Source organism: Roseibium sediminicola (assembly GCF_023156505.1).
GTDB lineage: Bacteria > Pseudomonadota > Alphaproteobacteria > Rhizobiales > Stappiaceae > Roseibium > Roseibium sediminicola.
In genome coordinates, this window is sequence record NZ_JALNMJ010000020.1 from 78,989 (window position 1) to 90,496 (window position 11,508).

Sequence of the window (11,508 nt, forward strand, 5' to 3'; positions counted from 1 at the left end):
CCCCACAGGACGTTCTACTGAGCGGCGAAATTCCACTTCGAGTAGTTGTTCGTCCAATTGAACTAATTTTTGCGGACTCAAACCCGCCTGGCTTGCAAAAACGGTTGTTGCGGGTTTGGGCATTGCTGTAATTCGACCACACAGTCAAAATACTCCATAATTGCTACTACGCGAATTTTATAAGAAATTGAAAATAAATAAGTTTTCGAGAAATTGTCGAGCGACGCGAACAGCTTTTCGGTTCTTGTTGGCTTTCAACAGTTGCGCCTGACTGCGTATTGCTCTGTCCAACAACGGCTCAAATGGGCCAGCTGACTGTCTCAAACGTGCTCCGAACGTTATTAGCTGTCATTAATCGACGCTGGTTGTGGTGGCGATTTCGGCCCTTTTGTATGTGCTGGCTGATGCCGGGAGCGAAGGTCACAAGAACAGACCTGCTTAGGTTTGTACAGGGATGTCGATGACGGGGCGGAAGACTTCAAGCATAGTGGCGTATTTGCGAACAACCTGGTTGTAAAAGTCATCTACCTTCTTTGCCCGTACTGTCACAACCATTGAGTAGGGAAGGGGCCGACCGGCCGACGCATTCCGGCTTTCCATCCGTGCGTTGTAATGGACGTCAAAGCAAGGGTTGCTAAAAGATGAGCCACGAAACCGCCGCGATCGGTGGAGGCAGTTCTCCCATTTCCAGGCATCACGTCGTACTTCCTCCTCTTCTACGGTCTCCGTAGGATCGGAGAAGAACGACTTTGGATTCGGGTGTTTCTGGGTTTCAGCTTTGTACTTTCCATCATGCGGCCGGAAAGTCGGGATTAAGCCAGAGCGGGTATAATTGCTCGGATGATGCGGGTCAGTTTGCGATTTGAAGCACAAAGTGGCCGTGACTTCGACCATCCCTTCGATGACACCGTCGGGCAACGGCACGGGCAGACGCAAAAACTTCCCTGGCGAGATCTCGCCTTGGTAAAGCACACGAACAGAATCATCAGGCACGGTCAGAATATCATCGAGGCTCTGTTGAGCTCGACCCCAACCAACTTCGCGCAGATCGCGATCGCCCCGTTCAGCGGTATGCACCATCAAAGTGCGGGTTGTCAGAAGGTTGACGTTGGCACCTAGATGCGCCTTGATTCCCGCTCCAAGACGCAGCAAGGCGGGAGCGGCAAATGACGTACCGCCAGTGGCCTCCAAAACGGTTTCATCCTTGTGAGACGCCACCAAGAACGGCCTTTCGAGGGAACCGCCAAATCCCACAAGGTCAGGTTTGATCAAGCCTGGACTGCGTCCAGGGCCTACCGAGCTATAACTTGCACGGTTCCAATTCTTACCAGTGCGATCACAAGCACCAACGGCAATCGCATTCACGCAATCCGCTGGGACCTGAACACGGTCATACCCGAGTATTGCATCGCGATCTCCTCCGTTGCCAGCGGCAATTGTAGCCAGTGTGTCGGGGCCGGAAAAGCGTTCATCAAGAATGGCCGTCCATGCATCGAGCTCATCGTCTTCAATGGGCAGTTCCGGTCCGATGCTGAGATTCACGAAGTCGTAATGCTGGCTGTTCAGGACCTGGTCCACTCGCCACAGAACCTCATACATCTCCTTGGGATTCTGGCCCGGCTCAGTGTCGAGAACACGATAGTGATCCACATTCGCGTAAGGGCGCGGTGCCTGCTCTCCGGGCCGAAGATGCCCAAACAAAAAGGCAGATGTCACGCCAAGACCGTGTTTTGTGAAGTCATCATGGCCACCGCCGACACCGGTTGCATCGATTGGCGTGGCCCAAGCTGTCACCGCATGATTGTCGGGAAGACCGCCATCGAATATTGCAACTTTCAGCTCCGGGTCGATTGCCTCATCGGTGGGATATTGCAGTTGCTCGGCCGGCGCGGCAGTTGTTCGAACCGTTGGCCGCAGCATGCGCAATCGCGGCATCTCGCGCAGTGCCCGTACAGCGGTAAATGTTGAGATTGTCTCGGCCAATTCAATTGGAGCCTCCAGCCCGACAAAGCAGAGGCCACCAGCATAGAAGCGTTGTTCAAATTCGGCATCGATACCGATCTCATTCAGATACTGACGAAACTGGTGCAGTCGCCGGCTTTCGCCCAAATGCTGGTTTGCGTGGAGAACAACCTCAAAGGTGGCGATCCCGTCCGGTGGCAGCACACCCTTAATCTTATCTGAGGGGGAGGGAGCGGTGATCTCCTCGATTGTAACGAGGTCCTCCGCCTGTCGGGTCCCTTGTGCCAGAGTGGGCAGGCTGCTTTGCCAGGATCGGAAAGCCTGACGGGTTCCCATAACAAAGAGCTCGGTCGTGACGGCCGGCTCGGGTTCCCGCCCCTTTGATTTTTTCTCCGGTGTGATCCGGCGAGGCTTGCTGCCTATCGCCTCCAGCCCCGCGTTCTTCAGGAGTTCGACCGGAAAATACGATTTGGCAATGTACTCCGGATTGAGCGTGAGGGACACAACGGCCTGATCATCGGGACAAGCTGCGTCAGGCAATGCATCAACCGCGGCTACCGTTGTTTGCAGCATCGGTCTTAAGCGCTCCCGCGCTTCGTAAAAACTGTAGGGCGCATGCTTGTCGGGAGCACCGGACTTGACGATGACATTTTCAGCCAGGCGTTCGCCTCGGCCGAGCAGATAGTTCCGATTATTCATTCTTCACCAGTCTTCTTTTGGGCGTCTTCGTTCCAGAGACCCGCTTGCGGATTGTGTCACGCGAAACACCGGTCAAATCATGCGCTGTGCGTTGGGAAGTTGTTCCAGTTTCCACCAAGATCTCGGCAAGGTTGATGCGATCTGTCTTGGATAGACCCTGGCCCCGAAAGAGCCCGGTCAGGTGATCATCGACAACCCCACCATTAATTGCCGCCGCGCGCCTTGCCGAAAGGATGTCGCGTTCGATGTCGCTGAAAGAATGCCCTTTAAAGGCAACGCTCATGATCCGTGCCCATTTGGTCGGATCCTTGCTTTTGTGGGTAAGCAGGTGTTGAGTAAAAGCTTCGATCGCTTGCTCGTCGGGCAATGGGAAATCCGCGACCAGTTCAAAACGACGCCAAATGGCCGGATCCAGTAGTTCCGAATGATTGGTCGCCGCAAGGAGCAGTCCGGTCGAAGGCCAATCATCGATCTCCTGAATCAAAACGGTGACAAGGCGCTTCAACTCGCCAATCTCGCTTTTGTCATCGCGCCGTTTGGCGACCGCATCAAGTTCGTCAAGAAGCAATACGCAATCGAGAGATTTTGCATATTCAAGCACATGTCTGAGATTCGTTCCGGTGCGACCGAGGTAACTGCTCATAACAGCTGCGAGATCGAGTATAAGCAACGGCCGTTCCAGGGACCGTGCTATCCAGCGCGCCGCCATCGTTTTCCCGACACCCGGGGGGCCAACAAAGAGCGCGGATTTGGTGGGGTGCAGGCTCTGCTGGAGTAATGCATCAATATGCCGTCGCTCACCAACCAGACGCTCCAGTTTTACGGCGATTTGGTCGGAAAAAACCGGTTCGTGCTCGAGGATCGGATTGTCTTCGACCCGCAGGAGCTGAAATCTTGTGTCGACATCAACAGGCAACGCGGTCTCGCTTTTCCGGCGCAGCGGTGAAGATCGCGTGGGTGCTTCGCGAAGCAATTCAGTCACCTTGGCGGCGAGTTGCGGAGATGTGTCACGATATGCTTTTGCCAGGCGATGCAGCAGCAGCTGCACATCCTGGTTGCGGCCAGCCAGCGCGACCCGCGCAAGATGTACGATATCTCCTTCAACGTTGCCCAATTTTGCCATGACCCATGTGTGCTCCCGTGCTGTGTTTGCAAAAATCGTATCGCACCATGTGGACTAAAACAATTGAAGAAGTGTAAAATAGCCCGTCAATGTGCTAAGGCACTGTAAAAAAGAAGTAATATCGTGGACAATAGGATCGCGGCGGGTGTCAGGTGTCCTCGAACGCAAGGTCGCCCGGAGGCCCTGATTGGATGCTCTACCGGTGCGGGGCTGTTACTTCCTGCTTCTAAGGAACTGGAGGTATTCCAACAGTTTTCCTTCTTCTTCGGCAGTCAGGTTGTGTTCGGCAAATGTGGGAACCTTCCGCCGGCCAGGATTTGCTTTCCCCGAAGAAGTGGAATACCCGGCCATTTCCATCAATTGTTCGTAACTAATGTCATAAGTCGTTGATAAAACGAGTAAAATATTGGGTGACGGCTTCTTGATCTTGTCATTCTCAATTTGTGAAAGATAGGCGTTAGAGACCTCTTTTCCGGTGGCCTCTTCAACATCGCGCAACGTCAATTTCCGATCCTGACGGATGGACGCCAAGTATTGACCGAGCGAACGGCGACCTGAATCTTGTTCGGATGATTTCAATCCAAGGACTCCTCGAGATCAGTCTGAAAACCGCCGAATCCTAAGACTTTTTGCTTGCTATGTCAAGCGCGCTAATTATTTGCTTGACATAGCAAGCAAGCACTCTCTATATAGCGAACAAGGCGGCGATGAAGCCGTCGACAGATGCGAAATGTCAGACCCAGGTCCGACGATCGCGAACAGCGCCGCGAGTTTTTGGTCATCAAGAGCGGTCTTGCTGAACTTGAAGAATGCGCCTGTTTCGACAAGTGCTGCCTTTTGCAAACAGCTAACGGAGAAAACCATGGCTCAGGCCGCACAAGCACATCACTACCGTTTGATCGTCAACGATCAGAACTATGAATGCGATGATCCCGTACTCACTGGACGGGACATTCTTGCCATTGCGGGCTGCCGTCCGGCATCTGCTTTCACGACAATCGTTTTCGCCGGTCTGGGAACTCAGATCATCGGTCTTGATGAAGCCTTTGAGATCACCGGTTCGCAGCCGCCCAAGTTCCGTACCTTCAAAGGTGACCGGATGTTTCGGGCTGTCTTGAACGAGCGCGAAATTGTGTGGGGCGACAAGTCCATCTCAGCGGCAGAGCTGCGCATCATCGGCGGAATATTGGACGATGAAGACCTCTTCTTCGATTCCGGACGTGAACGTCCGATTGACGACGACGAGATTCTCTCGTTGCGCAAAGAAGGTGTGGAGCGTTTTCGTTCTGGCGCTCCGCGCGACCAGAGTGTCGACATTGTTTTGAATGGCGAGGTCATCTCGGTCGACAAGGGCCGCCTGTCGTTTTCTGAGCTCGCCAAACTCGCTTTCCCCAAACTCTTCGGCCGGGAACTGATTTGTTTCACAGTCTCGTTCACCCGGGGTCCTAAACGACGGTCCGAAGGCGTGCTTCTGGACGGGGATAAAGTTCGCATCGTGGAAGGGATGGTCTTCAATGTCTCAGCAACTGATAAATCGTAGCGAGGACCTTCAGCGCCTCGCAAAGGCTGGCTACGCCATCCGGATCGAATCCGGTCTCCTTGTCGTCGACGAGATTCCTTATCTCGACAAGGATGGGCGTATCCTGCGTGGGGTGTTTGCTTGTCCTTTGGATGCGACTGACGATTCTACGCTGCCGCCGAGTGATCATGTCATGTCCTTTTCAGGCGGGATGCCCCACGACCGGTATGGAAATCCGTTGGCGTCGCTCGGCCTGACGAGCCCGCGTTGCCGAATGCTCGGGTCTCTTACGTTTCAACACGGCTTCTCAAACAAGCTGCGCGGTCCCAATGGTCCACGTGCTTATGAAAGCTTTTATGAGAAAGTCGTCACCTATGAAAACCTGATCCTCGGCGAGGTTCACGCCGTTGACCAATCCGCCACGGCTCGTGTTGGAGCGCTTCCTGTCAGCGAATCCGAAGACGATCCCTTCGTCTTTCCCGATAGCGCGTCTGCACGAGCCGGGACGGTCGACTTGACTGCAATCTTCAAGGATGAGGTTGTCGCCTTCATCGGATTGGGCGGAACGGGAAGCTACATCCTCGATCATGTCGCTAAAACACCTGTGCGGGAAGCTCGCCTGATTGACGGCGATCGGCTCTATCCTTTCAACACGTTCCGTGCACCGGGCGCGCCGATCCGATCCGAGTTGCAACCTCCCCCATACAAGGTCGATTACTACGCCACCCGCTACGGTTCGATGAAACGAAACATCATTCCGCACGCGGTTTACCTCACGCCGGACAGGTTCCATCTGCTCGATGGCATTTCGTTTGCCTTTGTTTCAATTGATCCCTGCCCGGAAAAAGCACTCATCATTGCTGAGCTCGAACGTCGCCGTGTCCCGTTCGTGGACGTCGGCATGGGCCTTCACAAAGGCAGCAATGGCATCGGCGGAACCTTGCGGGCGGTCCTGAGCACCAATGAAAACCGCGACCAAGTCCGCGCACACATACCGATCGACCCTGGTGGGAACGATCTCATCTACCAAAACAACATCCAAATCTCCGATCTGAACAGCCTGAATGCCAATATGGCGGTTCAGCTTTGGAAGGGTTTTCGGGGCTTCTACGCTGATTTCGGTGGACCTGTTTGGCTTTACCAGGTCGAGACACGGCAGTTTATCCGCGAGGCCGCATGACAGGCAGCATCGAAAAACTCGTGCCGCAATTTGTCGAGTTCATCCCAAAAGTTCTTGAACCTGGTGTGCTCTACATCTCCGTCGAATACACGACGACAGCACACCGGTGCGCGTGCGGATGCGGCGAAAAAGTCGTTCTTCCTCTTCATCCTACCGATTGGCGTCTGACCTTCGACGGCAAATCGATCACGATGCGGCCGTCTGTGGGCAATTGGGGATTTCCGTGCCGGTCACATTACTTGATTACCTGCAATCGGATCGAATGGGCTGAAAACTGGTCTGACGAACAAATCTCTGCCGGTCGTATTCGTGATGCAAAGCGCAGATCTTCGTGGCACGGCACTCAGGCCGCAAACACACACAAACCCGTCGAGACACCTGCTCCGAACTTAAAATCGCATGGCCTTGCCGGTTTTATCCGGCGCATGAAGGAGTTTGTGACACAGTTCCGACGCTGACACGATGCTTCGCTGAAAACACTGCGCCGGTTTCTTTACTGCGGATCCGTTCCAACGTTAATTTGTGATTGCAATCCTGTTGGACCGGGCTCTTTTCGCTTCGCTCACGGAGCCAGCTGCGAGCGGCCGTCTCCGCCTTCCGGTCACGATCCCTCTTGCCTCCGGACATCGGTCCTGCGCGCTCCGCTTGTCCTGGAACGGTCCGCCGGCGCGGTCATACCCGTTAGGGCAGGAGAGGGGCCGCGCGGCTTCCCCTCTCCCACAAGGGCAAAATCAGGTCTCCCCATCCTTCCGCGCTGCATGAACCGGCTTCGCCGGCACATTCCGTTTGTGCAGGACCAGGCACGTATCCGCGTGGCCGCGAACCCGCACCTGGCCGTCCCGGTGGGCGATACCCCTCCTGATTTTCCCCTTGTCCCTCTCCCCTTCGCTCTCGCCGCCGAGGTCTCAGGAGCAGGAGCCGGGCTCCTGCCCTTCGTGGGCAGACCCCGCTTCGCGGATTGGGAAAAGGAGAAAACCCAAATGACAATCGTCAAAATCACCGCAGAAATTATCAGTCTGGGCTTGTTCCTCTCCGGCCTTTTCGGCCTGTGCCTCGCGTTCGCAGGCTGAGGGAAGGGGACACCGTGACCAGCACGTCCGTCACCGTCACCGCGTTTTTCTACGACAGTTTCAGCGGGGCTATCGCAGATATCTCGCTCAACAAGAAAAGCTACATCGATGAGATCAAACGGCGCATCAAATGCGGTCTGTTCGATGTCGTCCGCATCGATGACCATCACGAAATCTTTCTCGATGATAACGGCCTTACAGACGGCCTGCATACCATCGCTCAGCTCAAGAAATTCCCCAATCCCCTTGCCGGAAACTTCGTCATTGTCGGCAGGGGCGAAACTGGCGACATTGCCGAGCCGCGCATGACCGTCGAGGAGATCGCGGCGCTGCTCACCGTCTATCGCCCTGTCATGGATACGGAAATGACCACTCTCGAAGGCCCTGACCTCATCGGGTTCGGCTGTCGGGTTTCAAAATCCGGATGGAAAAAAGCGCGCCGATCATCGTTGTAGACGGGGAGTTTTGAGCTATGGCGAAACTCAGCAAACCGCAGCGCAAGGCACATGCAGAAGCCGAGGCGATCCTTACGAAAGACCGTCTCACAGAAGACGAAAAAGACTTCGTGTTCCAGAACTGGCACGAAGGCGCGAACCACATCAACGGGTCATCCGGGGCGTTCTTTACGCCCTGGGGCCTTGCGGCAGACTTCTCCATCGATGCCGGGGGCGCTGGCAGCCGCGTGATTGATCTGTGCGCGGGGATCGGAATCCTGTCCTACTTCCTTCACCACCGCGCGAAATGGGCCAACAATTGCCCGGACCTGACATGCGTTGAACTCAATCCCCGATATGTCGAGGTTGGCAGAAAGCTGTTGCCGGAGGCCCGATGGATCTGCGCCGATGTCTTTGACTGGCGGGACTGGCAAAGGGAGCTTGGTGGAGAGCGCTTTGACGTGGCCGTGTCCAATCCGCCGTTCGGTGCTGTGAAGCGCGCCGGTAACGGGCCGCGTTATCGTGGCCGCCAGTTTGAGTTTCACGTGATCGACATCGCGGCCGAACTGGCCAATCGGGGCGCATTCATCGTCCCGCAAGCGTCCGCCGCCTTCCGATATTCCGGCGCGCAATGCTTTCAGCGGGTTGAAACCGGTCCTGCGGCTGAATATCAGAAGTTGTCAGGGTTCTGTATGCATGAAGGTGCGGGCGTCGACACCTCGATGTACAGGGACGATTGGAAGGATACCTCGATCATCTGCGAAATCGCCTGCTATGACTTTGCCCAGGATCGCGCCCGTCACGGGCGGGTGCAAGAGCGCCTAAGCGCCCTGCCGGTTCCGGCCGTCCCTCATCGCCCCGCTGAACAGCTCGCCTTGCTGTGAGGGGAAGGAACAATGGCTCAGATCCGAAAAGTCAAAGTTTATGACATTGATTCCGGGCTCGGTGGAACGCACACAGTTTCCATCGTCGATGAATGGGGAGACAATCGCGTTATCGTTCGGGTCTGGTATGGAAGGGCAACGCCTACCGGTTGGGAGTCCTGGCCGGATTGGGATGGCTACAGGTTCGAAGCAACCCGGGACCAGTTAACGAACCCGAGAGTTTTGCAGCTCTACAAAGAGGAAGACTGATTCAGTTTTGGGGTGAGAAGCAGCAGCGCCGGGCCAGCGGCGCGACCGGGCCGGATTAGCCAGCCCGGCCGAGGCAGACGGCCTTTGCCCCAACCGGAGGAAGTACCAATGTGGTTCATACCCATTAGTATTTCCCTAGACGTGAAAAAGACCCGGAGCTACTGGCAAGTGCGCATCCGGGTCCAATTCATAAGCTAGGAAAAGGTGCGGCGGGGAAACCCGCCGCGCCGCTCCGGATCTCAATATAGGCCATTTCTCCAAAATCGCAAAGCCCCGGCCGTTTCCCGGCGCATCGAGCGCCAATAAACGGATCAAGGGGCGCCCCCTTCCGGCCCCGCCCCTCAATACTCTCCTCCCATGCATGAAAACCGCCCCGCAGCCGGTTCACAGTGTCAGCCGGTCTTGACGGACTTTGTGTCGGCTTCCGGATCGGCATGGAGCGGTCTACGCGGAAGCTGACGAAGGACGGCGATCAGAGCGGCAGTCTCTAGGCCCCACGTCCTTTCTTCAGCAGCTCGCCTGGCTGCGATCACCGAGGATGGTCCGTTCCCAGGAGAAGACTTTCCAAGGTCTCGTTTGTTGAAAATTTCGATGGTCGCTCAAGCGAATTTACGCGGCTGCCGTCAATCCTCAACCCTTCGGGTCCTTCACTCCGTTACGGCCGCAAGCGGTGCGGATTGCCCCCGGTCGCCGCGACGATCGGCTTCGCTACCCAATCGAAATCAACAAAACGGAGACCCGCATGAAAAAGATCTTCTCTTACCTGAAACGTACCAGCCGCAACGTCTTTGCCTATTTCGGCAAGCTCCTGAAGAAAGGCCGCTCCAACGGCCAGTTCAGCATCAGCGTCGCAATCGGCCTGCCGCCCTTTGTCAGCATCCGCTTCGGATACAGCGTCAAACTGCAGTCCGATAACGACAACACAAAGTCCGCCAAAACCGGCTGAAACAGCAACCCCGCATCCCTTCCGGGATGCGGGGTTTTTCATGCTTCACGGAGGACAGCGGGTGACGAGGAGAGGTCTCGATTGGACGCAGCGGATAAATCGGATGATCACAAGTTGCTTGTCTTGCCGATCAACGCCTGTATCTGTGTTCGCATCAGGTTCCAAAGACAGGGCTAAAAGTGAGCATTGAGAGCGTAATTTTTGACTGGGATGGAACGCTGGCCAAAACGTTAGATCTCTGGCTTCAGGGTTTCCAGGCCGCCTTTGGAAGCAGAGGCCACAGGTTTGATCCAAAGTTCATCGCCAAAGAGTTTTTCCATAACCATCCCGAGGTACCGGCCAGACATCCGGATTTGGAGTTTCCAACTGTCGCGGAGGAAACACGAAGCTATGTTTTTGACGGCTTGCCGACAGTGGAGCTCTACGAGGGGGCGACGGAAACTGTCAAATCTCTGAAAAACAAGGGAATAACACTGACTTTGGTGACGTCTAGCCCGCGGCATCTATTGGATCGTGCCCTGGGCGCTCACGATCTAGCACACTTCTTCGACTCTATCGTTGCCGGAGACGATGGGTTTGGCCACAAACCGAGCCCTCTGCCGTTTAAAGCCACTCTTCAACGTGTTGGAGCCACAGCATCCGAAACTTTGATCATTGGCGACTCGCACGTTGATATCCAAGCCGGAAAGTCCAGTGGCTGCCAAACTTGCTGGTTTGCACCCGAACACAACAGCCTGTTTCATGACTTTGAGCACATACGGTCAATGTCACCAGATCACGAGATATCGAGGATTCAAGAGCTCGTCGCAATTGCGTAGGGCAACGCCATCGCATCCGAAACCGGTAAGACAGACACCGTCAGGATCCTCAAGTTTTGGAACGGGGCTTCCTTGCCTTCCGTGCGCCGTTCTGGCCCAGGCCCATCTTCTTCGCAAGCTCGGATCGGGCGGCTGCATAGCCCGGGGCGACCATCGGATAATCCGCAGGCAAATTCCATTTTGTGCGGTATTCCTCCGGAGTCATACCGAAGTGTGTCCGTAGATGCCGCTTGAGCGATTTGAACTTCTTGCCGTCTTCCAGGCAGATAATGTGCTGGTCCGTCACGGATTTCTTGATCGGCACCGCAGGTTTCAGCTCTTCGATGGCAGGTTCTGAAGCGTTTTGAGCCGTGGAGGAAAGGGCCGAATGAACGCTCGAGATCAGCGCGGGGAGATCACTCGAGGCAACCGTATTGTTGCTCACATAGGCCGAAACGATGTCCGCCGTTAGATCAACAAAATCTGGTCCAAGAGAAACGTCGGACTGCGGAATTGCGGACATAAGAATTCCTTTTCGGAAATGACATAAACGTAAGTTCTGAGCCGTTTTTAGGCGCGTTATACAGCCAAGTAAATAGGTTCACGCGGGACCCGATGGGCACGGCTCTAGTCGCTTCGCTCCCC

Annotated in this window: 12 protein-coding genes; 8 read left to right on the forward strand and 4 right to left on the reverse strand. The window is 55.3% G+C overall.

Annotated features, from left to right (window positions below; translation table 11 throughout):
- Positions 1-438 precede the first annotated feature (438 nt).
- From M0H32_RS22800 to M0H32_RS22810, 3 genes are all read right to left on the reverse strand, one after another.
- A complete protein-coding gene (locus M0H32_RS22800) occupies positions 439-2,661 on the reverse strand; it encodes a S8 family peptidase (protein WP_248157915.1) in 2,223 nt (740 codons plus the stop codon).
- Positions 2,654-3,784, reverse strand: coding sequence for an AAA family ATPase (locus tag M0H32_RS22805; protein WP_248157917.1), 1,131 nt, complete (start codon positions 3,782-3,784; stop codon positions 2,654-2,656). Before M0H32_RS22805 ends, M0H32_RS22800 begins: the two co-directional genes overlap by 8 nt.
- Positions 3,785-3,997: 213 nt before the next feature.
- Positions 3,998-4,363, reverse strand: coding sequence for a helix-turn-helix domain-containing protein (locus M0H32_RS22810; protein ID WP_248157919.1), 366 nt, complete (start codon positions 4,361-4,363; stop codon positions 3,998-4,000).
- 283 nt (positions 4,364-4,646) lie between these two features.
- On the opposite strand from M0H32_RS22810, the gene M0H32_RS22815 reads away from it, so the two are divergent.
- The 8 genes from M0H32_RS22815 (at position 4,647) to M0H32_RS22850 (ending at position 10,884) form a co-directional block, all read left to right on the forward strand.
- Positions 4,647-5,324 (forward strand): multiubiquitin domain-containing protein, encoded by a 678-nt coding sequence (locus M0H32_RS22815; protein WP_248157921.1) that lies wholly within the window; start codon positions 4,647-4,649, stop codon positions 5,322-5,324.
- Positions 5,299-6,483: a ThiF family adenylyltransferase gene (locus tag M0H32_RS22820; protein ID WP_248157922.1), complete on the forward strand. Its 1,185-nt coding sequence runs from the start codon at positions 5,299-5,301 to the stop codon at positions 6,481-6,483. The genes M0H32_RS22815 and M0H32_RS22820 overlap by 26 nt, the downstream gene beginning before the upstream one ends.
- Positions 6,480-6,941 carry a ubiquitination-like system serine protease family protein gene (locus tag M0H32_RS22825; RefSeq protein WP_248157923.1) on the forward strand — a complete coding sequence of 154 codons (462 nt, stop codon included), beginning with the start codon at positions 6,480-6,482 and terminating at the stop codon, positions 6,939-6,941. The genes M0H32_RS22820 and M0H32_RS22825 overlap by 4 nt, the downstream gene beginning before the upstream one ends.
- A gap of 300 nt (positions 6,942-7,241) precedes the next feature.
- On the forward strand, positions 7,242-7,553 hold the full coding sequence (locus tag M0H32_RS22830) for a hypothetical protein (RefSeq protein ID WP_248157924.1): 312 nt from the start codon (positions 7,242-7,244) through the stop codon (positions 7,551-7,553).
- 14 nt (positions 7,554-7,567) lie between these two features.
- Positions 7,568-8,008, forward strand: a complete 441-nt coding sequence (locus tag M0H32_RS22835; protein WP_248157925.1) for a DUF3846 domain-containing protein — start codon at positions 7,568-7,570, stop codon at positions 8,006-8,008.
- A gap of 17 nt (positions 8,009-8,025) precedes the next feature.
- Positions 8,026-8,871, forward strand: coding sequence for a methyltransferase (locus tag M0H32_RS22840; protein WP_248157926.1), 846 nt, complete (start codon positions 8,026-8,028; stop codon positions 8,869-8,871).
- A gap of 991 nt (positions 8,872-9,862) precedes the next feature.
- A complete protein-coding gene (locus tag M0H32_RS22845) occupies positions 9,863-10,066 on the forward strand; it encodes a trans-acting factor B (RefSeq protein ID WP_228933632.1) in 204 nt (67 codons plus the stop codon).
- Positions 10,067-10,245: 179 nt separating this feature from the next.
- Positions 10,246-10,884 (forward strand): HAD family hydrolase, encoded by a 639-nt coding sequence (locus M0H32_RS22850; protein WP_248157933.1) that lies wholly within the window; start codon positions 10,246-10,248, stop codon positions 10,882-10,884.
- Positions 10,885-10,933: 49 nt separating this feature from the next.
- Here the strand turns inward: M0H32_RS22850 and M0H32_RS22855 are convergent, their stop codons facing one another.
- Positions 10,934-11,386, reverse strand: a complete 453-nt coding sequence (locus M0H32_RS22855) for a Ros/MucR family transcriptional regulator (RefSeq protein WP_248157934.1) — start codon at positions 11,384-11,386, stop codon at positions 10,934-10,936.
- Positions 11,387-11,508 lie beyond the last annotated feature (122 nt).